Annotated in this window: 17 protein-coding genes and 6 pseudogenes; 7 read left to right on the forward strand and 16 right to left on the reverse strand. The window is 53.5% G+C overall.

Features of this window, described 5'->3' with window-relative positions:
- Nucleotides 1-100 precede the first annotated feature (100 nt).
- Nucleotides 101-670: a putative cytochrome c5 gene (locus tag TKWG_RS10270; protein WP_014750770.1), complete on the reverse strand. Its 570-nt coding sequence runs from the start codon at nt 668-670 to the stop codon at nt 101-103.
- 351 nt (nt 671-1,021) lie between these two features.
- Here TKWG_RS10270 and glnK point away from each other — a divergent pair, with 351 nt between their 5' ends.
- The gene (gene glnK / locus TKWG_RS10275; RefSeq protein WP_014750771.1) at nt 1,022-1,360 is read left to right on the forward strand and encodes a P-II family nitrogen regulator; all 339 of its coding nucleotides are present in this window, start codon (nt 1,022-1,024) and stop codon (nt 1,358-1,360) included.
- A gap of 41 nt (nt 1,361-1,401) precedes the next feature.
- Nucleotides 1,402-2,626, forward strand: a pseudogene (locus TKWG_RS10280) (ammonium transporter).
- A gap of 214 nt (nt 2,627-2,840) precedes the next feature.
- Here TKWG_RS10280 and ptsP read toward each other — a convergent pair.
- The 6 genes and pseudogenes from ptsP to thrS form a co-directional block, all read right to left on the reverse strand.
- The gene (gene ptsP / locus TKWG_RS10285; RefSeq protein WP_050981584.1) at nt 2,841-4,598 is read right to left on the reverse strand and encodes a phosphoenolpyruvate--protein phosphotransferase; all 1,758 of its coding nucleotides are present in this window, start codon (nt 4,596-4,598) and stop codon (nt 2,841-2,843) included.
- Between the two features lie 86 nt (nt 4,599-4,684).
- Nucleotides 4,685-4,954 (reverse strand): HPr family phosphocarrier protein, encoded by a 270-nt coding sequence (locus TKWG_RS10290; protein WP_014750774.1) that lies wholly within the window; start codon nt 4,952-4,954, stop codon nt 4,685-4,687.
- A gap of 54 nt (nt 4,955-5,008) precedes the next feature.
- Nucleotides 5,009-5,392 carry a PTS sugar transporter subunit IIA gene (locus TKWG_RS10295; RefSeq protein ID WP_014750775.1) on the reverse strand — a complete coding sequence of 128 codons (384 nt, stop codon included), beginning with the start codon at nt 5,390-5,392 and terminating at the stop codon, nt 5,009-5,011.
- An 11-nt stretch (nt 5,393-5,403) separates the two neighbouring features.
- Nucleotides 5,404-6,363, reverse strand: coding sequence for a glutathione synthase (gene gshB / locus TKWG_RS10300; RefSeq protein ID WP_014750776.1), 960 nt, complete (start codon nt 6,361-6,363; stop codon nt 5,404-5,406).
- A 47-nt stretch (nt 6,364-6,410) separates the two neighbouring features.
- Nucleotides 6,411-6,977: a translation initiation factor IF-3 gene (infC, locus tag TKWG_RS10305; RefSeq protein ID WP_238534410.1), complete on the reverse strand. Its 567-nt coding sequence runs from the start codon at nt 6,975-6,977 to the stop codon at nt 6,411-6,413.
- Between the two features lie 7 nt (nt 6,978-6,984).
- A pseudogene (gene thrS / locus TKWG_RS10310) lies at nt 6,985-8,918 on the reverse strand (threonine--tRNA ligase).
- A gap of 430 nt (nt 8,919-9,348) precedes the next feature.
- Between thrS and TKWG_RS10315 the strand changes: the two are divergent.
- The gene (locus tag TKWG_RS10315; RefSeq protein WP_014750778.1) at nt 9,349-9,891 is read left to right on the forward strand and encodes an OmpA family protein; all 543 of its coding nucleotides are present in this window, start codon (nt 9,349-9,351) and stop codon (nt 9,889-9,891) included.
- A 109-nt stretch (nt 9,892-10,000) separates the two neighbouring features.
- The gene (locus tag TKWG_RS10320) at nt 10,001-10,789 is read left to right on the forward strand and encodes a hypothetical protein (RefSeq protein ID WP_014750779.1); all 789 of its coding nucleotides are present in this window, start codon (nt 10,001-10,003) and stop codon (nt 10,787-10,789) included.
- A gap of 240 nt (nt 10,790-11,029) precedes the next feature.
- Here TKWG_RS10320 and TKWG_RS27050 read toward each other — a convergent pair.
- The 6 genes and pseudogenes from TKWG_RS27050 to tig form a co-directional block, all read right to left on the reverse strand.
- Nucleotides 11,030-12,093, reverse strand: a pseudogene (locus TKWG_RS27050) (S16 family serine protease).
- A pseudogene (locus TKWG_RS27055) lies at nt 12,082-12,354 on the reverse strand (AAA family ATPase); the annotation flags it as partial. The pseudogenes TKWG_RS27050 and TKWG_RS27055, both read right to left, overlap by 12 nt.
- Nucleotides 12,355-12,561: 207 nt before the next feature.
- Nucleotides 12,562-13,497: an LON peptidase substrate-binding domain-containing protein gene (locus TKWG_RS27060; RefSeq protein WP_407636837.1), complete on the reverse strand. Its 936-nt coding sequence runs from the start codon at nt 13,495-13,497 to the stop codon at nt 12,562-12,564.
- 190 nt (nt 13,498-13,687) lie between these two features.
- Nucleotides 13,688-14,995, reverse strand: coding sequence for an ATP-dependent Clp protease ATP-binding subunit ClpX (gene clpX / locus TKWG_RS10330; protein WP_014750781.1), 1,308 nt, complete (start codon nt 14,993-14,995; stop codon nt 13,688-13,690).
- Between the two features lie 89 nt (nt 14,996-15,084).
- Nucleotides 15,085-15,740, reverse strand: a pseudogene (clpP, locus tag TKWG_RS10335) (ATP-dependent Clp endopeptidase proteolytic subunit ClpP).
- On the reverse strand, nt 15,740-17,050 hold the full coding sequence (gene tig / locus TKWG_RS10340; RefSeq protein ID WP_014750782.1) for a trigger factor: 1,311 nt from the start codon (nt 17,048-17,050) through the stop codon (nt 15,740-15,742). The pseudogene clpP and the gene tig overlap by 1 nt, the downstream one beginning before the upstream one ends.
- A 267-nt stretch (nt 17,051-17,317) precedes the next feature.
- Between tig and TKWG_RS10345 the strand changes: the two genes are divergently transcribed.
- Complete coding sequence (locus TKWG_RS10345; RefSeq protein ID WP_014750783.1) at nt 17,318-17,803, forward strand: hypothetical protein; 486 nt, start codon at nt 17,318-17,320, stop codon at nt 17,801-17,803.
- Nucleotides 17,804-18,007: 204 nt separating this feature from the next.
- Here the strand turns inward: TKWG_RS10345 and TKWG_RS10350 are convergent, their stop codons facing one another.
- From TKWG_RS10350 to TKWG_RS23985, 3 genes and pseudogenes are all read right to left on the reverse strand, one after another.
- Nucleotides 18,008-19,018 (reverse strand): c-type cytochrome, encoded by a 1,011-nt coding sequence (locus TKWG_RS10350; RefSeq protein ID WP_014750784.1) that lies wholly within the window; start codon nt 19,016-19,018, stop codon nt 18,008-18,010.
- Complete coding sequence (locus TKWG_RS23980) at nt 19,015-19,278, reverse strand: c-type cytochrome (protein WP_014750785.1); 264 nt, start codon at nt 19,276-19,278, stop codon at nt 19,015-19,017. Before TKWG_RS23980 ends, TKWG_RS10350 begins: the two co-directional genes overlap by 4 nt.
- Nucleotides 19,251-19,601, reverse strand: a pseudogene (locus tag TKWG_RS23985) (c-type cytochrome); the annotation flags it as partial. The gene TKWG_RS23980 and the pseudogene TKWG_RS23985, both read right to left, overlap by 28 nt.
- Before the next feature lie 626 nt (nt 19,602-20,227).
- Between TKWG_RS23985 and urtA the strand changes: the two are divergent.
- Together urtA and urtB are read left to right on the forward strand one after the other, a co-directional pair.
- Complete coding sequence (urtA, locus tag TKWG_RS10360; protein WP_014750787.1) at nt 20,228-21,505, forward strand: urea ABC transporter substrate-binding protein; 1,278 nt, start codon at nt 20,228-20,230, stop codon at nt 21,503-21,505.
- A 64-nt stretch (nt 21,506-21,569) separates the two neighbouring features.
- The gene (gene urtB / locus TKWG_RS10365) at nt 21,570-23,216 is read left to right on the forward strand and encodes an urea ABC transporter permease subunit UrtB (RefSeq protein WP_014750788.1); all 1,647 of its coding nucleotides are present in this window, start codon (nt 21,570-21,572) and stop codon (nt 23,214-23,216) included.
- The last annotated feature ends 5 nt before the right edge of the window (nt 23,217-23,221 follow it).

The following is a 23,221-nucleotide window of genomic DNA, read 5'->3' on the forward strand; positions in this document are numbered from 1 at the left end:
CATACGCTTGCTATTTTTTACGCACTTCACAGGCGGATCCGCACATTGTCCGCCCCAAAAGCATCAACCCGCCTATCGGCGGGTTGATGTAAACACGAGTTTATTGTGGTTTTGACTCTGTACCCGATTCTGTCGGCGTAGCAGGTGTACTTTCAGCGGGTGCCGTTTCAGTTGGCGTTGTTGTGGACGCGTCGCCAGCTGGCTGAGTTGCTTCTGAGGTTTTCTCTTTTACCGCTTCCATGGCATCAGAGGCGGCCTGTTTGGCTGACTCTGCCGCTTCTTTGGCAGATTGCATCGCGGTGTCGGCATATTCCTTAGCTGCATCAGCCGCGTTTGAACCCGCCTGTTTGGCCGATTCAAGGGCGCTGCTGGCCGCTTCCTTAGCTGACTCCATCGCATTACCGGCGGCTTCGCCCGCTTTATCTGCCGCGTCCTGGGTAGCGTCAGCCGCTTTGTTGGCGGACTCCGAAGCGGCCTCAGATGCTTTCTCGGCTGCAACTTTCGCCTCTTCAGCTGCCTTGTCAGCCGCCTGCTTGGCTTGATCAACCGCCGAGTCGGTTGCTGCAGGGGTCTGCGTGGTCTCTGCTGTATCAGAACTGTTATCACAACCAGCAATAAAGGCAGCGGCGGACAACATGGCTACAAGACTGAGTTTGGATACGTTCTTCAAAGCTTCACCTCTTCAATTGAAAATAGAATTTGTTTCACGATTTTACTGTAATTTCTCGGCCCGCATAAGCTGAATATCCTCTGAATCGCCAGGTAGCCATTCCTCCCTGTTACAAACCATGCACTAAGACAATGAACATCAGCACCGGTCCACGTACATATTGCAAGCTGAACAAACACCAATTCTTTTAATGCACCAATATCGCGCGTCAATGGGCGACCTTATGCAGTTATGCATCATTTGCGTGCTCCAACACCCGCTGCGCAGTTGCAAAAACTGGCACAACTATTGCTTTTATGAGGCCATGGACAATCGGTCCTTAAAGACAAATGTTATTTCTGGGAGAACATTGTGAAACTGATCACTGCCATTATCAAGCCATTCAAACTGGACGAGGTCCGCGCAGGCCTGGCTGACATCGGCATTCAAGGGCTGACCATTACAGAAGTCAAGGGGTTTGGCCGGCAGAAGGGTCATACTGAGCTATACCGTGGCGCAGAGTATGTTGTGGACTTCCTGCCCAAAATCAAGCTGGAGACAGCAGTCGCCGACGAACAGGTGGAACAGGCCATTGAAACCATTTGCCAGTCTGGCACCACCGGCAAAATCGGCGACGGAAAAATTTTCGTGACCGACCTGGAACAAGTCATCCGGATTCGCACCGGCGAAACCGGTAATGCGGCGCTGTAAGCCCGTCGCTCTCTATCACCTGTATTGAAAGGAAATTGAAAATGCAAAGCGCCGATTTAGTCTGGGTAAGCGTGTCCACCATTCTCGTGCTGTTTATGGTTGTTCCCGGTCTTGCCATGTTCTACGGTGGTCTGGTTCGCAGCAAGAACATTCTCTCGCTGATGAGCCAGGTCCTGGTTACCTTCGCCCTGGTCACGATTCTGTGGTTTGCCTATGGCTATTCCCTTGCCTTTTCTGGTGGGAATGCAATTTTTGGCGATCTGTCCAAGCTTTCCTGTCTGGCGTCATTGACCTGCCTGCCGACACCTATGCGCTGGCAGGCACTATTCCCGAACTGACGTTCGTTGCCTTCCAGGCAACCTTCGCCGGGATCACCTGCGCGCTCATCGTCGGCGGTTTTGCCGAACGTATCAAGTTCTCTGCTGTGCTTATCTTTATGGCGATATGGTTCACCTTTTCCTACATCCCTGTGGCCCATATGATCTGGGCCGAGAAAGGCCTGCTGTTCGGTGATGCGCTGGATTTTGCAGGGGGCACGGTAGTGCATATCAATGCTGGTGTGGCCGCGCTGGTCGCAGCCTATGTCGTCGGGCCGCGTATCGGCTATGGTAAGGAAGCCATGCAGCCACATAATCTGCCCATGACCATGATCGGCGCGGCAATGCTGTGGGTAGCTGGTTCGGTTTCAATGGCGGCTCGTCATTGGGTGCCAACAACCAGGCAGCGCTGGCGGTATTCAACACACTTCTGGCCACGGCCGTCGCCATTGTCGTATGGGTCCTGGCCGAGTGGAAATTCAAGGGTCAGCCTTCCCTGCTGGGCGGCGCCTCTGGTGCCGTCGCCGGTCTGGTTGGCGTAACTCCCGCTGCAGGTCTGGTGGATCCAATGGGTGCGCTGATTATCGGCGCCGTGACCAGCCTGTTTTGCGTCTGGGGCGTGAACGGCTTAAAACGCCTGCTCAAGGCCGATGACTCGCTCGATGTTTTTGGCATTCATGGTGTAGGCGGTATCGTTGGCGGCATCCTGACGGGACTGTTCAACGCCAAAGCAATGGGCGGCCCTGGCCTGGATTCTGCAGGCATGATTCCGGGACAACTGTTCAATCAGATTGAAGGTATCGTGATTGCAATCGTCTGGAGTGCCGTCGTAAGCTTCATTGCTCTTAAGATCGCGAGCCTGGTTACCGGCGGCTTGCGTGTGGACAAAGACGAAGAGCGTCAGGGTCTGGATATCAGCTCTCATGGCGAACAGGGTTATCACAACTAACCTGAGTATGAACAGGACTGCACGAACTGCCAGAGGCGTCAGCAATCTTAGCCAGAAAATCCGGTAGAGACAAAGGGCTTTGCCGGTGGCCTCAAAAGTACAGTCCTGCCCACGATCGTGGCGATAGTAACTACCATGATCAACGTATGAAAAAGCGATCGTTTCAACATAGAAAAAGGACACCGTGGTGTCCTTTTTCTTTGGCCTCATCAAATCAAATGCCCAGACTGTTCAAGTCAATAGACTCGGCGCGATTGAGCGCAGTTGCGATCTTGGTGCGCAAGGCGTTGGTGTGGGATGTTCTGACCAGTTTCTTGACATCCAGCAATTGCTGCGGATGCATGGAAAACTCGTTCAAACCCAGCCCCAACAACAGTTTTGTGTAGCGGGCATCACCGGCCATTTCACCGCAGATGGCCACACTCTTGCCTACGCGCTCGCCCGCCTGGATAGTTTGTGAAATCAGCCGCAACACAGCCGGGTGCAAAGGATCGTACAGGTCGGACACTTCGTTGTCGACTCGGTCGATGGCCAGGGTGTACTGGATCAAATCATTGGTGCCAATGGAAACAAAATCCAGTGATTTAAGAAAAGGCTCGATGGCAATGGCAATGGCCGGGATTTCGACCATGGCGCCCAATTCGATATTGTCGCTATATTGCATGCCGGCTGCGTCCAGCTCTCTTTTTGCCGATTCGATGGCATCGCGAACCGCATGCAGCTCATGCATATGCGAGAGCATCGGAATTAAAATTCTGAGTCGCCCATGCACCGACGCGCGCAACAGCGCGCGCAACTGCGTCGCAAAAAGGTCCGGACGCGACAGGCAATAGCGCACTGCGCGCAGGCCCAGGGCAGGATTGACCGCGACCGTCGCTTCACCATCCAGAGTTTTGTCCGACCCCAAATCCAGGGTGCGGATTGTTACAGGCTTGTCAGGCATGGCACGCAGTACATGCGCATAGGCCTCAAACTGTTCTTCTTCGGTTGGCAGAATTTGTCTGCCCATAAACAAAAACTCGCTACGAAACAGCCCGATGCCGTCGGCACCCATATCCAGGGCCTGCGACACTTCATGAGGTAATTCGATATTGGCTTCCAGACGAATGCGTTTGCCGTCCAGCGTAATGGCAGGCTCATCCTTAGACAGAATCAGCTCTGCCCGTTCCTGAATAAAGTCTTCCTGTTTACGCTGATAGAACGCCAGAATCTCCGGGGTCGGATTGACATACACCAGTCCGTTTTCACCATCGACAATCAACATATCCCGATCGTGCACCAGGCTGCGGACGTTGCCCAGGCCCACCACAGCGGGCACGTTCATGCTGCGCGCCACGATAGCGGTATGCGATGTCGGGCCACCAAGATCGGTCACAAAAGCAGCAAAACGTCCGCCACGCAGCTTAAGCATGTCGCCCGGAGAAATATCATGTGCCACCACAATCAGCGAATTGACGTCCATCTCGTTGGACATATCGGGCAGCATCAGCTCACCCGAACCGGCCAGGATACGGATGACCCGTTCAATGACCTGATGAATGTCGGCAACCCGCTCACGGATATAGTCATCATCCATGACTGCAAATTGCTCGGCCACGATCTGACCCTGGGTACTCAATGCCCATTCAGCATTATATTGGCGGGATGCAATCAACGCTTTGGTTTGCGCTGCCAGCTCCGGATCAGAAACCAGCAAGCTGTGAACCGTGAGCAGCGGAACCAGTTCCTTTGGTGCATCGGCAGGCAAGGTGTCTATCGTGTGCTGTAGCATCTCATAGACAATCTTCAGGGCATGATCCAGCCTGGCGCATTCAGCCGGCACATCCTCAGATGCAATACGATAGTGACTCACCTCAAGCGTGGCGGCGCCCATCACAACCGCGCGGCCTATGGCAAAACCGCGCACAACACCTTTTCCCTGCAGGGTAAACACAGTACTTTGTCTTGTCGGTGTGTGCTCGGTATATGTCATCGTGTATGGTCTTGTCCCTTGCACTTTTACGTGCCTGTTCTCAGGTGCAACTCTCGCTCATTGCCGAAATGGCCAATGGGCTGTCGTTATTCGGGTTCGCCAAATTTATTTTCGAATAGCGCCTGAATCTGGACGAGCGCCTGATCGGCGTCATCGCCTTCGGCTTCAATATTGACCGTGATGCCCTTTCCTGCAGCCAGCATCATGACACCCATGATGCTTTTGGCATTAACCCGCTGGGAGGCCCGGGTGATAAAGATTTCGCTTTTGAATTTGCTTGCCAGTTGGGTAAGCTTGGCGGCAGCGCGGGCATGCAGCCCTAATTTATTACTTATTACTATATCAACTGAAGGCATATGAGCGCGGTCTTTATCAGAAAGGTTAATCGTTAGGAGCCAGATCGACACATTTCATGCCTTTCTTGCCCCCCTCAAAAATGGATTGACATAACTGGTCCATCGGCTGATCCCGATATCGAACCGCATTGAGCAACATACAGGCGTTGGTGCCGGAAAGAATATGGCTTTGACGCCGGCATCCTGCAACTGGCGCACGACACGGGCGCCGATATTGGCCGGTGTCGCGCCGCCCAGATCCGACAAGATCAATACCTGCTGGTCCGGACCGAGCATCGCCTTCAATTGCGCGATCAGTTCGTCAGCCTTGGATTCCGGATCAACATCAGGCTCGATGTCGAAGAAAACGTAATTATCAATTTGTCCCAAGACATGCTGAGCACATTCGGACAGGGCCGAGGCCAGAGGCGTATGCGCTATAAGAGCAAGGGTGGTCATTTTTTGTACCTTCAGACTGCAGCAGCTTTCTCAAGCGCAGCAGCAAAATGGTCAGCAACATCAAAATCAGTCTGCTCTGTGATTTCCACAAAGCAGGTCGGGCTGGTCACGTTGATTTCGGTGACATAGTCACCAATCACGTCAAGACCGACCAGCAGCAGCCCGCGTTCCCGCAGTATAGGGCCAATTCGGTTTGCAATGGCAAGATCGTGCTCAGACAGCTTGCGGGCAACCCCACGTCCGCCTGCTGCCAGATTGCCGCGAGTTTCACCGGCCAGCGGTATACGTGCCAATGCGTAGGGAACAGGCTTTCCGTCAATCAGCAGAATGCGCTTATCGCCCTGCACGATTTCGGGAATATATTTCTGCGCCATGATCGTCTGCGTCTGGTCCACCGTCAGAGTCTCCAGAATGGCGTTGACGTTCGGGTCGCTTTCCATGATTCGGAAAATACCCGTACCGCCCATCCCGTCCAGCGGCTTGACGATAATATCGCCATGCAATGCATGAAACGCCTTAAGACGCGACATAGTGCTTGTAATAAGCGTGGGCGCCGTAAATTCTGAGAATTCGGTAATCGCCAGCTTTTCAGGGTGATTACGTATGGCGCTACCCGAATTGAACACCCGTGCGCCCTGCTTTTGCGCTGTTTCCAGCAAATGCGTGGAATACAGGTATTCCATGTCGAACGGCGGGTCCTTGCGCATGAGCACCGCATCAAAGTGGCCGACCTCGGTTTCAACCGCGTTCTCTGGCTGCGCCCACCAATGGTGAGCGTGCAGATCCGCCGTCATGTCCAGCTGTATTGGCTGTGCACGTACTTTTACCCGACCCAGTTCTACGTACAGGTCAGACTGTAGCGCAACGCTGATGACATGGCCACGCTTGTGCAGGGCCCGCATCATCGCGACCGAACTGTCCTTGTATGCCTTCAGCGAAGGCAGCGGATCAATGATAAAAAGTACATGCATCTGATTTACATCCCACATTGACGACGGAAGCGTATTGGCAGTCCGTATTATTTATCGTCGGCCTTGCCGGCGGGCACAGCCTTGCGCTTTGGCGCCAGAACCATGACCATCTGACGACCTTCCAGCTTGGGCATGGCTTCAACCTGTACCAGCTCTGCCATATCATCACGAACCCGTTCAAGAACACGCATACCCAGTTCCTGATGGGCCATTTCACGACCACGGAACCGCAGCGTAACCTTGGCCTTGTCACCGTCCTCAATAAAACGCTTCAGGTTGCGCAGCTTGACCTGATAGTCGCCTTCATCGGTCGCCGGGCGGAACTTGACTTCCTTGACCTGAATAATTTTCTGCTTGGCCTTGGCTTCCTGCTGGCGCTTTTGTTCCTGATACTTGAACTTGCCGTAATCCATAATGCGGCATACGGGCGGTTCTGCGTTCGGTGCGATTTCAACTAAATCGACGCCTTCCTGCTCAGCCAGACGCAAGGCTTCTACTGTTTTGACAATACCCAGTTGTTCGCCGTCTACGCCGATTAGTCGGACTTCCGGAATGCGGATTTCGGCGTTGATACGATTGGTTTTTTCGGTTGCGATGTTAAGATCTCCTGAAATTAATAAACTACGCTGAAACGTCCTGACGTGTTGCAACGTCCTGACGCAGGCGTTCTATAAATGCTTCTACAGACATGGTTCCCAGGTCCAGATTGCCGCGGGCGCGAACCGCGACAGCGCCGCTGTCCCGTTCTTTTTCACCGACAACCAGAATGTAAGGAACCTTCTGCATACTATTTTCCCTGATTTTACGGGTGATTTTTTCCCCGCGCAAATCAGATGAAGCGCGAAAACCGTGTTTTTTCAACTCTGTGACCACCTGGGTGGCGTAATCAGAGAACGATTCGGATATGGTGCAAACCACAACCTGTTCGGGTGCCAGCCAGGGCGGCATGGCGCCAGCATGGTTTTCGATGAGCATACCAATGAAACGTTCGAGCGAGCCCAGAATCGCACGATGCAGCATGACCGGCGTCTTGCGCTGATCGTGGGCATCGACATACTCCGCGCCAAGCCGCACAGGCATTGAGAAGTCTACCTGGATCGTGCCACATTGCCAGTGGCGGCCGATCGCGTCCTTAAGTGTATATTCCACCTTGGGGCCGTAAAATGCACCCTCCCCCGGAGAGATTTCAAATTCGCATCCGGAGCTGCGCAGGCTCTCCATCAGGGCATGCTCGGCCTTGTCCCAAACGGCATCCTCGCCGATCCGTTTTTCGGGTCGGGTAGCCACTTTATACAGGACTTCGGTGAAGCCAAAATCCTTGTAGACTTTCTGCAATAGTGTTGTGAATTGGGCACACTCTGCCAGCAATTGGTCTTCGGTACAGAAAATATGTCCATCATCCTGCGTAAAACCGCGCACCCGCATCATGCCGTGCAAGGAGCCGGACGGCTCATTACGATGGCATTGACCGAATTCTCCATAGCGAATCGGCAGCTCTCTGTAGGAATGCAGAGCGGCGTTATAAATTTGCACATGTCCGGGACAGTTCATGGGTTTGAGACCATAAACGCGATTCTCGGACTCGGTCGTGAACATGTTCTCTTTGTAATTGTCCCAGTGGCCGGTCTTTTTCCAAAGACTCAGATCGAGAATTTGCGGCGCCTTCACTTCCTGGTAGCCGTTATCGCGATAGACGTCACGCATATACTGCTCAACTTGCTGCCAGATCTGCCAGCCTTGGGATGCCAGAAAATCAGGCCCGGCGCTTCATCCTGGAAATGAAACAAATCCAGCTCGCGGCCCAGCCTGCGGTGATCGCGTTTTTCAGCTTCCTCGAGCATTGTCAGGTATGCGGCCTGCTCTTCCTTGGTTGCCCAGGCCGTGCCATAGACACGCTGCAGCATTTCATTCTTGCTATCGCCGCGCCAGTAGGCACCGGCCACTTTCATTAGCTTGAATACCTTGAGTTTGCCGGTAGAGGGTACATGCGGGCCACGACAAAGGTCGATGAAATCACCTTCCCGATACAGGGAAATTTTCTGATCCTGCGGAATGGAAGCGATAATTTCCGCTTTATAGGCTTCGCCCTGCTCCTTGAAAAAGGCCACGGCATCATCACGCGACCATTCCTCACGAACCACTTTTTCATCCTTGCGGGCCAGTTCAGCCATCTTTTTCTCGATTTTCTCAAGATCTTCGGGCGTGAACGGGCGTTTGTAGGCAAAGTCGTAATAAAAGCCATTGTCAATCACAGGGCCAATGGTCACTTGGGCATCAGGAAACAGGGATTTGACGGCATAGGCCAGCAGGTGGGCGGTGGAATGCCGAATAATGTCCAGACCATCCGGGTCTTTCGCCGTTACAATAGCAAGATCGGCATCCCTGTCGATGACAAATGACGTATCCACCAGTTGCGGCTCGTTTCCATTGATTGCTACTTTACCAGCCAGCGCCGCCTTGCCCAGGCTAGGCGCGATGGTCGTCGCAATTTCCCCCACCTGAACAGGTTGGGAAAACTCGCGCTTGGAACCATCGGGTAAAGTAATTTGAAACATGCTGTTGCCTTGAATTGAATAAAAAAACGCGACTTCACAAGTCGCGTTCGCTGTTCTTTTGAAAAATACGTTTGGCAAGAATCACGAGCGCGCTGGTAGACCGATACACGTATCGGTAGTGGTCAGGCCTTGGGTTCGTGAAGCTCGGGACATCATCAAAACAGTCTCACCATTTCGTAAAATACCCCGTGATTTTACACCAGCCCAGGGCCTATAGCCAATAAATGGCTGCAATTTGTCAAAATTCAAGGGGTCCATGTCGGCGAAAACGCACAGCAAGCGCTCGATTGACGTGCCACTCACATGCCAATTGTCGCGGGTTGTCTTAAAAAGACCTGTTGCAGTATATTAATGTTCATCATTTTTGGTCTGGGCCATGCTAGGCTGGTAGCCAAAATTTCAACTATGCGAACAATATTACGGAGCTCATATGCCTCAATTACGCCTGTTGCGCAACGCGCTTGCATTGCTTGCTCTCACGCTGCTTACCGCCTGCGCTTCAATGGGTGGCAATGACCGCAGCGGGCTGCAAATAAGCCAGGATCCGCGCGGCGTTGCCATTGCCTCCAAAGACAGCAGCCTGTTTTTGCCTGGTTCTGCCACGCTGCAGCCGGAATCAGCACCCTTTTTCGACCGCGTCAGCCAGCTGCTGCGCGATCGTCCGGAACGCAAAGCCCTGGTAGACAGCGTATCGGACAATACCGGCTCGGCTGAATACAACCAGGAACTGCAAGAAGTGCGCGCCCTGTCCATCATGAAGGCCCTGACGAGCCGCGGCGTTGATCGCTCGCGTCTGGCCTATGTCACAGGATCCTCGGCTTCGCCAACGCCCGGAACCATGCAACCGGTCAATACAGCGGCCCAGCAATCGAAGATCATCATACTGGGAGCCAGCACGGCAGACATGAACGTCAATACCATAGAACGCTTCTTCGACGGCATTTCCAATTTGGGTAAAAGCCTGTTCAATTGATTCGTACCCGTGTCAGCCAAGATATACTTATACCGTAGCCGCTAGCTGACGGTCACCAAATTGGACCGGCAGGCATCCTGCCCGGCCTGAAACTGATAACGCCAAACTTATGTCAAAGTCCTTTATCTACAATTTGATCCTGACTGTTGTCGCGATCGTCGTATTCATCTTCATTGGTGCCTCCGTATACGATGCGTTCACGCGCAATCCGGTCAATCGCACCGCAGAAGACAGCGGCGCCAGCAGCGTGAGCGGGCAGATTGAAGCAGCAACGCCCGATGCGACCCAGCCTGCGCAACCCACAGCAGCCAGTGATGCGCCGCCTGTAGTGCAGGACCAGCAGCAGGCAGAGGCGGCCTACGAACAGACCAACGATCCCGCCAGTCCCAGCGCAACACAAAATAACGCAAATTCTGGTAGCGCTTCTGGCAATGAGTCTGGCGCTGTCAGCGCCCCGCAGCAGGCTACGCCTGCACCAGCGCCTGCACCAACAACAGCCACCAGCCTTAGGCCCGGGACGAGTACAAATACGGCTCGGAATAGCACAACTGAGCCGAACGCCCCAGCCAGTTCGCCAGGCACAGCCAGCCCGGCCAAACCGGCGGTACGCAGCAACCCGGATCTGCGTGCGGTGATTCCGCCGGTGCCCACTGCTCCACCACGGGCAGAAGGTGTACCGCCGCCAAATACAACAAGCCAGGATATGTACAACGCCACAAATTCGGGCATGGACAACGGCAATATTTCCGATAGCTTTCCCGCCCCGGTATCGAACTTTCCCGCGCCCGTATCTCCTGGAGCCACCAGTAATACACCTGGCGTCAATAACGACGAACAACGACGTCTTCAGGAGCTACGCAATCAGAAAGAGCAGTTACGCAGAGATCTCGGTTTCTGATCGCCTGTCCCGGTTCTGCCAGGCGTTACATGGCGCCACGGCGAGCTGATAATTGGCCAGAGCAGAAGAGTCGGCTGTAATTCGGATGCGATCCGGACAACTGCAGATCCGGCAAATTTCGCTCCACCCATGCGGTAAACGAACAAAACAAAACCCGGTGTAATAACGACACCGGGTTTTTTGCCTTCTGATACCGTCGTTATCTGGCAGATAAACCCACTGCGCCAGATAACGGGGTAATCAGTGTTTCACTGATTTGACATTCTCTACTGGCGGTTTGGCGGCAGAAACCGCAGCCTCCTCTGCCAGTTTGGCAATTTCCGCCTCGGACAATGGCGTGAGCGGTCTTTCCAGTGCCACTTCCAGTACGCGATCAATCCATTTTACCGGGATAATTTCCAGGTGATTTTTCACGTTATCGGGAATCTCCGTCAGATCCTTGACGTTCTCTTCAGGGATCAGCACGGTTTTGATGCCACCACGATGCGCTGCAAGCAGCTTTTCCTTCAGTCCACCAATGGCCAGCACCTCGCCCCGCAGGTGATTTCACCCGTCATGGCGACATCTGCCCTTACCGGAATGCCCGATAGTGCCGACACCAATGCCGTTGTAATGGCAATACCGGCTGACGGGCCATCCTTGGGTGTTGCGCCTTCGGGAACGTGGATATGAATATCCTTTTTCTCAAAGACACTATCGGCAAAACCCAAGGCATGCGCCCGTGAGCGCACCACCGTGCGCGCCGCCTGCATGGACTCTTTCATCACATCGCCCAGTAGACCGGTGTGCTGAATATTGCCTTTACCGGAGACCACAGCCACTTCGATGGTAAGCAAATCACCACCAACCTCGGTCCAGGCCAGCCCGGTTACCTGGCCGATCTGATTGTCTTTCTCGGCCATGCCGAAAGAATACTTGCGTACCCCCAGATAATGGCTCAGGTTGTCTGCCGTCACATGAATGGTCTGCGCAACTGTCGCTTTACCCTTGGCAGCCGGCTTGGCGGCGGTAACCGCATTGCTAAGCAGTTCCTTGATCACCTTACGGCAAATCTTGCTGACTTCGCGTTCCAGCGCCCGCACGCCGGCTTCACGCGTGTAATAACGCACGATATCACGCAATGCGGACTCTTCGACTACCAGCTCGCCATCACGCACGCCGTTATTCTTCATCAGCTTGGGCAGCAGGTGGTCCATGGCAATATGCACTTTTTCGTCTTCGGTGTAACCCGACAGGCGAATAACCTCCATCCTGTCGAGCAACGCCGGCGGGATATTCAGCGTGTTGCTGGTGGCTACGAACATGACATCGGACAAATCGTAGTCAACTTCAACGTAGTGATCCTGGAACGTGTGGTTTTGCTCCGGATCCAGCACCTCAAGCAGTGCAGAGGCTGGATCGCCACGAAAATCCATGCCCAGCTTGTCAATTTCATCAAGCAGGAACAAGGGGTTGCGTACACCCACACGATTCATATTCTGCAGAATCTTGCCTGGCAGCGCGCCGATATAGGTGCGACGATGGCCACGAATCTCGGCCTCATCGCGCACGCCGCCCAGCGCCATGCGTGTGAATTTGCGATTCGTTGCCCGCGCAATGGATTGCCCCAACGAGGTTTTACCAACCCTGGAGGCCCGACCAGACACAAAATAGGCGCCTTGACCTTATCCACGCGTTGCTGCACTGCCAGATATTCAAGAATGCGTTCCTTGACCTTTTCCAGACCGTAATGATCGTTATCCAGAACTTTTTGCGCATTGATCAACGAATTGTTAATACGGCTTTTTTTTCTTCCAGGGCAGCCCGATAACCGTGTCGATATAGTTGCGTACAACCGTTGCCTCGGCCGACATCGGCGACATGAGCTTGAGTTTTTTAAGCTCACTGTCCACTTTCTTGCGAGCTTCCTTGGGCAATTGTGCAGCTTCGATTTTTTTCTCGAGCTCTTCAATATCCGCGCCCTCTTCGCCTTCGCCAAGTTCCTTCTGAATTGCCTTGACCTGCTCGTTCAGATAGTAATCGCGCTGGCTTTTTTCCATCTGTTTTTTGACACGTCCGCGAATGCGTTTCTCAACCTGGAGAATATCAATTTCAGTTTCGATTTGCGCCAGCAATGCTTCAAGGCGACCGGAGGCATCCAGCTCCTCGAGCAGTTTCTGCTTCTGTTCGAGCTTGAGCGGTAAATGAGAAGAAATGGTATCGGCAAGGCGACTGATCTCTTCAATACCATTGAGGGAACTGAGGATTTCAGGTGGAATTTTCTTGTTCAGTTTGACGTACTGGTCGAACTGAGCAATGATGGTGCGACGTAGTGCCTCTATTTCCGAATTGCGCGTGTCACTCTGCTCTATAGGCAGGATCTGGGCTGAGAAATGCGACTCGGTTTCGATCACATTTTCTACGCGCGCGCGCTGCTGTCCCTCGACCAGTACTTTGACAGTACCGTCGGGCAGTTTGAGCATTTGTAAAATTGACGCCACACATCCGATCTCGTACATATCATCGGGGCCGGGCTCGTCCTTACTGGCCGATTTTTGCGCAACAAGCATAATTTGCTTGTCATTTTCCATCGCCAGCTCCAGCGCACGAATGGACCGGTGTCTGCCGACAAATAGCGGAATGACCATATGTGGGAACACGACCACGTCGCGAAGGGGCAACAGTGGCAATTGTGTTGATTCTGCCGGCAAAATCTGACTCGCTGACATAAGCTGATTCCTTGAAAAACGTTGTACTTCTACAGTAATTATGCTGTAGATGGAGCCTCTGGGGGCAATTTCAAGGTCGCCTGGATTAAATACCGGCGGTTTTTATGCAGGCCGCGTTGCGATGGTTACAGAAGGAAATTATCCTCTTGCTTGCACCCTGGCGCGACCTGCCCAGGCTAACCTGACCCCGTCAGGCAGCAGCATCTTTAAGCTTTTTTTCTTTGCTCTCCGAAACTGTGTTTTCTTTGTCTTCAGCGAAAACCAGCATCGGGGAACCGGATCCTTCAATGGCAGATTCGTCCAGCACTACTTTGACCACATTGCTCTGGGACGGCAGATCAAACATCGTGTCCATAAGCGATGCCTCAAGAATGGAACGAAGGCCGCGCGCACCTGTTTTACGTTTCAGTGCCCTGTAGGCAATGGCTGACAATGCGGCAGGACGCACTTCCAGCTCAACGTCTTCCATGGCGAACAGCTTCTGGTATTGCTTGACCAGCGCGTTCTTCGGTTCAGTCAGAATCGTAATAAGGGCAGCTTCGTCCAGCTCTTCCAGGGTAGCGACCACCGGCAGGCGTCCTACCAGCTCTGGAATCAGACCGAACTTGATGATGTCTTCGGGTTCCACTTCGGAGAAGACTTCACCGACACCCTTGGCAGATTTACCCTGCACTGATGCCCCAAAGCCAATTCCGGACTTTTCCGTACGATTGCGAATAACCTTGTCCAGACCATCAAACGCACCACCAACAATAAACAGGATATTGGTGGTATCAACCTGAACGAAATCCTGGTTCGGGTGCTTGCGCCCGCCTTGTGGCGGAACTGAGGCAACCGTGCCTTCGATCAGCTTGAGCAAAGCCTGCTGCACGCCTTCACCCGATACATCCCGCGTAATGGACGGGTTATCGGACTTGCGTGAAATTTTGTCGATTTCGTCAATATAAACGATCGCGCGCTGCGCCTTGTCTACGTCGTAATTACAATTTTGCAGCAGCTTTTGCACGATGTTTTCAACGTCTTCGCCAACATAACCGGCTTCGGTCAATGTCGTGGCATCTGCCATAACGAATGGGACATCAAGCATGCGGGCCAGTGTCTGCGCAAGCAGCGTCTTGCCAGATCCGGTAGGACCGATCAGCAATATATTGCTTTTGGCAAGTTCGATATCATCTTTCTTGTTCAGGTCGCTGTGGCGTATCCGTTTGTAATGGTTATACACCGCTACTGCCAGATTGCGCTTGGGCTGATCCTGACCAATAACATACTGATCAAGAAAGGACTTGATTTCGGCAGGCGAAGGCAACTCTGTCTTGATGGCCTCACGAGCTTCATCCTGGGCACTGTCATGAATGATTTCGTTGCACAGCTCGATACATTCATCACAAATGAATATATTCCCAGGGCCCGAGATCAGCTTCTTGACCTCGTTCTGGTGCTTGTTGCAGAACGAGCAATGCAGGTTTTTGCCGTCGGTAGAACTTGGTTTATCTGCCATATCTGTAATTTGATTAATCTGATAAAAACAGGTCGACCCTCGTTAAAAGGTCGACCTGCACGAAACCTTTGAAAACAGTATATCAAATACTATGCAACGTCTGCCCGCGTAGCCAGAACTTTATCAATTAATCCGTAAGTCTGGGCATCTTCGGCCGCCATATAATTATCGCGCTCGGTGTGCTCACGGATCCGTTCAATAGGCTGGCCGGTGTTCTTTGCAAGAATCTGATTGAGTCGCTCGCGCAAACTCAGGATTTCCTTGGCCTGGATTTCAATGTCGGAAGCCTGGCCTTGGGCGCGCCCAGCGGCTGATGAATCATGATACGTGAATTGGGCAGGCTGAAGCGTTTGCCCTTGGCACCTGAACTAAGCAGGAAGGCACCCATGCTGGCAGCGAACCCGGTACACATCGTTGATACATCGGGCTTGATAAACTGCATGGTGTCGTAAATACCTAGCCCGGCATAGACGGCACCGCCCGGTGAATTAATATACAGGGAAATATCCTTGTCCGGATTTTCCGATTCAAGGAACAACATCTGCGCCACAATAAGATTGGCTGTCTGGTCGTTTACCTGCCCGACCAGAAAGACAACCCTCTCCTTGAGCAAGCGCGAGTATATGTCGTAAGACCGCTCTCCGCGCCCGGATTGTTCAATAACCATAGGAATATAGCCCAGCGCCGAGGGGCGCACAGACTCATCTCCGTGGACAGACGCGTAAAAGTCGGTAAAACGGTTCATTATACAGTTCCCATTAATTCTTCAAACGGCACTTTTTCTTCAGTGACCTTGGCTTTTGATAAGATATGGTCAACAACGTTATCTTCAAGTACCACGGATTCAATTTCTGCACGACGCTGACGATCGGTCAGATAATACGTGACGACCTGCTCAGGTTTTTCGTAGTTCTGTGCGAACTCTTCAATACGCGTACGTACCTGCTCCGGCGTAACCTGCAATTTGGCGCTGTCGACCAGTTCGGCCACGATCAGACCCAGGCGAACACGACGCTCGGAATCGGACTTGAACGCATCGGCAGGAATATCCATTGTGTCGGCATTGGGCATGCCACGTTGCTTGAGATCTTCACGGGCGGCTGCAATGCGACTTTGCACATCATTGTCAACCAATGACTTGGGCACATCGAAGCTGGCGGCTTTTGCCAGTGCATCCATGACGCTGTTTTTGGTGCGGGCCTGGGTGCGGTTTTTAACTTCGCGCTCAATGTTGCTGCGCACTTCTGACAGCAACTTCTCTGTATCGCCTTCTGGCTGACCCAAAGATTTGGCAAATTCGCTATCGACTTCCGGCAGGACCGGTACGGCCACTTCTTTTACAGTGATCGTGAATTCGGCTGTCTTGCCGGCCACTTCTTTGCCAGGATAGTCTTCTGGAAAAGTGAGTGAAAATGTCTTGTTTTCGCCAGCTTTCAGGCCGCTTGCTGCCTCTTCGAACTCAGGAAGCATACGACCCTGGCCCAGCTGGAACGGGAAGTCTTCTGCCTTGCCGCCTTCGAACTCTACCCCGTCGATCGTGCCGACAAAATCAACCGTGACGCGGTCATCTTTTTCGGCGGCGCGCTCGGCGTCAGCACTGAACGTAGCGCGCTGCTTGCGCAAAATATCGATCGTGTTATTTACTTCCTGCTCGCCAACCTCTGCGTTAAAGCGGGTGACTTCGAGCGCAGACAGATCGGGTACGGACACTTCCGGATAAACTTCGAATTTTGCAGCAAAACTTAACTGACCTTCTGCGGAATTTTCTTCCGCAGGCTCAATTGACGGAGCGCCGGCAACACGCAGTTTGGCTTCACGAATGGCTTCGTCAAACAACTGACCCACTTTCTGATTGATCACGTCGTAACGAACGCCAGGTCCGTGACTGCGCTCAATAACGGAAACCGGTGCTTTCCCGGGACGAAAACCCTGCACTTTAGCGGTGCGGGCAACGCGTGCAAGTTGGGTTTTGACTTCTTTTTCAACGTCGTCAATGGAAATAACCAGATTAACCTTACGTTCCAGACCTTCTAGAGTTTCAACCGTTGGCTGCATTCGTGGACCTTACTTATGAAATAATTTAAGAATAACCTCGTATTCTACCCAAAAATCAAAAAAAACATGCTTCACGGGCAGCGTTTGAAAAAATTATGGGCGCCATGAACGCAGCTTTTTTGGTATATTTTTATTTTAGCCGATTACCCGTTTGTCCGAATGCAAAACCAATCTGGTGTAATTTAGTAAGCTTTGGTAAGACAAGCGCACCTGCGCCATCTGCATCTGCATTTGGTCTGTTATTTCAGTATATCGAAGGAGTTTACGATGTCCGACCCTATTCATGAGCCTGACAATGACCGTTATGGCACCCATTCGTCCGAGTCTTCGCAGGCTGCCCCTGGCGAGGCGCCTGGCAGCAAACCGCCCGGTAAATCACTGTTCAGCAATGGCGGCTTTGTCATCGGCCTGATTATTTTCGGGCTCTTTACCGCGCTGATCACTTGGTCTGTCAGTTTTTCGGCCATGTTCTTCGGCGCTATCGGCTCGATGCTCTCTGTCGCAACCTGCTTTCTGGACCACGAACATATACGGTTTTCCCGTGCCGAACGCAATTGCAAGCTCGACGATGAAAACTGGGCCTATCTGGTCATCCGTGCGGTGTTCGGCATGATCTTTGGTACCGCCGCCTATGTTTTTACCTTCCAGAGCGTGCTGAGCGATACGTCCTGGGCAGCGGTCGCCACCATTGCCGCATTTTCCGGTTTTGTGTTCGATTACCTGCTCTTCAAACTCGGTAAATCCCGCAGGTAATCCAGTCTGCCAGTCTGGCGAGTGCCCGCGCCCGGCAAACCAGACCCAGCAACAACGCTACGGCGGCACAGCAAAGGTTCACGGTTTATTCCGTGAACCTTTTTTCATGTGTTTGATGGTGATTCAGCACAAAGGCAGACCACAGCCGGCTGGCTGGCCATCCTGGCTCTTCCGATCCGGCTTTCCACCCCTGCTCACCTTGCGTTATTTATCGGCCGCATCTGACGCCTGGCCCTGGCCCCGCAGCCGTCCGCCGGATGGCACCGATTGCGCGCCCAACACCACACCATTGATTGTTCGACCGTAAAGATTGTCGTCCTCCGCGTGGAACTGCGCGCGCGTTTCCTGCACATTACCGGTAAATCGCGGATCCTGGGGCCGCTCATGCGAGTTCATGAAATAAGCCACATCCCACGCTTGCTGATCGGTCAGGGTATTGCCTTTGCCCAGTGGCATATTGGCTTTTATAAAGGCGGCGGCATTGGGCATTTGATGCATTCCCGCCCCCCAATTGAACGAGTCGTCACCCCACAAAGCAGGAAACACAGTCACGCCGGCGGTCTTGCGTCCTTGCCCATTGGCGCCGTGACAAACCGCACACTGCGCTGCATACACCGCTTTACCTCGTTCGAGATCCATTTTCTGCGCAGGTTCAGGCAGGCGCTTGTAGCCCTGCCCGGCCAGCTTGACACCGGTTGGCGCGTTGCTGGCAAGCCAGTACATATATGAGGAGAGCGCAACGATCGCTTCGGAGTCGGCTGCCGGTGCCTTGCCGTTCATGCTGTACCGGAAACAGCCCTGCAACCTTTCGGCCAGCGTATTGACATGGCCATTTTTCTTGCGATACGCAGGGTACAGCACATAGGCGCCCCACATGGGCGCGGAATCGGCGCGTCGTCCCGCATCAATGTGACAATTGACGCAATTGAGCGAATTGCCCGTGTACTGAGGTAGCAAGCGGGAGGTATTTAAAAAATAGTCCTGCCCTTTTCTGACAACCTGGCCGAACTCGTTATCAGGAATCGCATCGGCCGCAGGTGGCGAAAACCGCGAGCCTTCGGCCGACGTTGCTGCGCTGGCCTGCTTTGGAGCACCGGATGTCGTTGCCTCAACAGTTGCTGGCTGGCCCGACACGGAACCAACCGGCACGAGCAGACTGGCTGCAGCTGTGATCAAGACAAGATGCGTCGGACGAATGAATAAAAGACAGTTCATTGTTGTTCCCCTGCTTTTGCCGGCGTTTGCGCAGTCGCCGCGCTGGCCGCTGCCATGCCTATATCTTTCCCGAAATATTGACTAACGCTGTCGATCTCCTCATCCGTCAGTTTGCGCGCCAGGTGTGCCATCAGGCCATGCGGATCATCAGCGCGCATGCCCGTTTTCCAGGCGAGCAATTGATTTTTGATATAAATGGCAGACTGGCCCGCCAAAGCAGGGAAAGTGGGCGCTACGCCGACGCCCCGGGGCCATGACATTGCACACAGGCCGGCAACCCACGCGACCAGTCGCCGCGCTGGGCCAGCCAGGCACCCGGCTTGCCTTTGGGATACGTGTCCTGTAATTGCACTACACGGGTGGGGTCGATCACAGGCTTGAGGGATGCATACCAGGCAGCGACGGCCTTTTTCTGTTCGGCATTCAAGGCCTTGGCGATCGGCTCCATGACAGCCTGCTTGCGCCTGCCTTGCGCGAAATCCACAAGCTGAGCCTCAAGATACGCAGCCGGCAGGCCGGCAAGAAAGGGAAACCCAGCTGCTGCCATACCCTGGCCATTTGCGCCATGACAGGCCATACAGGCGCCTGGCCCGTAATGCCTTTGACTGCAATACTTTGTCCGGCTGCGGCCTCATCGGCAGACGCAGTATTTGTGGATAGCCAGAACACGCTGCAGGCACCGACGACAGCCCACACCGGTATGCTGCTATGCTTTTTCCGATTTCTGCTCATCTTCTGCTCCTGACCATAATGTGATCGAGTTCATATAGCATTTATTTATTAGCATATACCTTATGGCAATTTTATAGAACCAGCTGATTGGGGTAAAGCAGGCATGTACCGCGATAAAAAATCAAACGTGCCATGACGGCGCATTAACGCACCGACATCATGCAACAAAACACCGCCCTGGGTCTTGAACGCACCAATATCGAGTAAATGCAGTCCAATTCGCATCACCTCCTCGTGAGGTCAAAGCCTGCTGCACCTTTTTAATCCTGCCGGTATGCGTTTAATGCACATGTTCTGCTCCTTCTGTGCACCCTTGGAAAGCTGCTTGCCGCGACACCTGATCGGGTAAGGTTGCACCCGCTTGCTGATAGACATGCCCGCTACACCAACGCGATCTGGACGCTGGCACGACTATTGCTTTAGCTGTATCGCTTATTCATAAATGCAATTTGCCTTTACTCATCCCGGAGCTGATCAATGAAACGTCGCAATATTCTTAAAACCATGGTGTGCAGTCTTGCTCTTGCATTTGGCTCTGGCGCGCTCAATAGCAGCTGGGCCCAGGGCCAGATCAATCCATCCAAACCGCCGATCAAGGTCGGCATACTGCATTCGCTATCGGGCACGATGGCTATCTCCGAAACCGTGCTCAAAAATGTCGCGCTGATGCAAATAGATGCCATCAACAAAGAAGGCGGCATACTTGGCCGCAAGGTAGAAGCCGTCATCGTTGACCCCGCTTCCAACTGGCCGCTATTTGCAGAAAAAGCGCGTGAATTGCTCAGCCAGGAGAAAGTGGCGGCCGTTTTCGGTTGCTGGACATCGGTTTCGCGCAAGTCGGCACTACCGGTTTTTGAAGAACTCAATGGCCTGCTGTTCTACCCGGTTCAGTATGAAGGCGAAGAGATGTCGCGCAATATTTTCTATACTGGCGCGGCGCCTAACCAACAGGCCATTCCCGCCGTTGAATATCTGATGAGCGAAGAAGGCGGCGGTTACAAACGCTTCTTCCTGCTCGGCACAGACTACGTCTATCCGCGCACCACCAACAAAATTCTGCGCGGCTTCCTGCATAGCAAGGGCGTGGCCGATAGTGACATACAGGAGGTCTACACGCCCTTCGGTCACAGCGACTATCAGACCATCGTGAACGACATCAAGCGCTTTGCTGCAGGCGGGAAAGCCGCAGTCATCTCCACCATCAATGGCGACTCCAATGTGCCGTTCTATAAGGAACTGGGTAACGCCGGCATCAAGGCGATCGATACGCCTGTCGTCGCGTTCTCTGTAGGCGAAGAGGAGCTACGCGGCATCGACACCAAACCCTTGGTAGGCCATCTGGCCGCGTGGAATTACTTTATGTCCGTGGACAATCCTGCCAATTCAGCTTTCAAAAAACAATGGGCTGACTACGCCACTGCGCAAAAGCTACCGGGCGCAAATAAACCACTGACCAATGACCCCATGGAAGCGACTGTTATCGGATTGAAAATGTGGAAAGCCGCCGTTGAAAAAGCGGGCAAGACAGACGTAGATGCCGTACGCGCAGCCATGATCGGCCAGAAAGTGTCAGCTCCGGACGGCTTCGAAGTCCAAATGGGCAGCAACCATCATTTGTACAAACCTGTCATGGTGGGTGAAATTCGGCCTGATGGGCAATTCGACATTGTCTGGCAAACAGAAAAACCGGTGCGCGCCCAGCCATGGAGCCCGTTCATTGCCGGCAATGACAAAAAGCCTGATGAAGTGAAATAAATACACGCCATGATCAGGCCCCACGGGCCGATCATGCAACCACAGAAAAAATGGAAGGACCCGCATGAAACTCACCCTTTGCCAGATTAAGGACGGGATCAGAATACTGGTAATGATTGCCGGCGTTCTGCTTCTGTGCGTAGCGCCGGCCCATGCGAGCACGCTGGAGCCAGCCGATCTGACCGCGCTCGTTTCCGGCAGCTATGGGCAGCGCAAAGCGGCCATAGAAAAACTGGTGAATGCCGATCCTGCGCTTGCCCGTCCGATACTGCAAAGCTTGACGCAAAGTACGCTGCTGGGCCTGCCCGATGGTCGCGTCCTGATCAAGTCTGATCAACACTACACCGATCCATTAACGGGTAATAGCGTCGCACCGCCAACAGAGCAGACGCGCCAGCCAGTACTGAACAATGCACTGCGCCGACTGATCCAGAATGCGCTGGCCTCAATGAGCCTGTTCGCCCCGGACAAGGGCACTCGCCAGATGGCCATTGATAATATGCTGAGTCGTCCGGACAGCCTGTCGGCGCAGCAGTTGGATCAGGCAATCAAGGCAGAAACCGATACTGCGCTGAAACAAAAACTCAATACCTTGCACGCTTTCGCGGCAGCAGCCGATCGCAGCACAGCCCCCGAGCAGCGCCTGCAGGCCGTGCAATCGCTGGCCTCGGTCAACCTGCCCTATGCGCGCACCGTATTGAACAACATTATTTCCGATGAAAATAATCCCCAGAGTGCGATCTCTGTTGCTGCTGCTGAATCGCTTTCCCATATTGATGCGCGGCAACGCAATTCTGCATTCGCCAACAATGCCTTTACCGGTCTGAGCCTGGGCAGCGTGCTGGTGCTGGCTGCACTGGGCCTGGCGGTAATTTACGGGCTGATCGGCGTGATCAATATGGCGCATGGCGAATTTCTTATGTTGGGCGCCTATGCCACCTACCTGACCCAACGCGCCTTTCAATCCTGGATGCCAGAATGGTTCGATTACTACCTGCTTGCAGCGCTGCCCGTGGCGTTTCTCACAGCTGCTATCGTGGGCATCCTGATCGAATGGCTGATTATCCGTCACCTGTACGGTCGTCCCCTGGAAAGCCTGCTGGCCACTTTTGGCGTGAGCCTGCTGATGATGCAGACTGTACGCCTGATCTTTGGCGCGCAAAATGTGGACGTGGCCAATCCGATCTGGATGAGCGGCGCCTTTGCACCTCTTGCGGCATGGCTTCCGGCTTTCGTGGTTCCCTACAACCGACTCATTATTCTCGCTTTTTCTATTGCGGTTGTAATAGGCCTGTATCTGGTCCTGACCCGCACACGCCTGGGGCTTTTCATCCGCGCGTGTACCCAGAACCGCACGATGGCAGCGTGCGTAGGCATTCGGACCCGCAGGGTGGATGCTTACGCTTTTGCGCTGGGCACGGGCATTGCCGGTCTTGGCGGCGTGGCACTGTCGCAGATCGGCAATGTTGGCCCGGACCTGGGTCAGGCCTATCTGATTGATTCATTCATGGCCGTGGTGCTGGGCGGCGTCGGTCAGTTGATTGGTACCGTGCTTGGCGCTTTTGGCCTGGGCGTGCTGAGCAAGCTGGGCGAACCGTTGCTTGGCGCCGTATTGGTGAAAATTGTCATCCTGCTGCTGATTGTCGCCTTTATTCAAAAACGTCCCCAGGGCCTGTTTGCCCAGAAAGGCCGCAGCGCGGCGGAGGCTTAACGCTC

The organism is Advenella kashmirensis WT001, from assembly GCF_000219915.2.
GTDB classification, from domain to species: Bacteria; Pseudomonadota; Gammaproteobacteria; order Burkholderiales; family Burkholderiaceae_B; genus Advenella; species Advenella kashmirensis.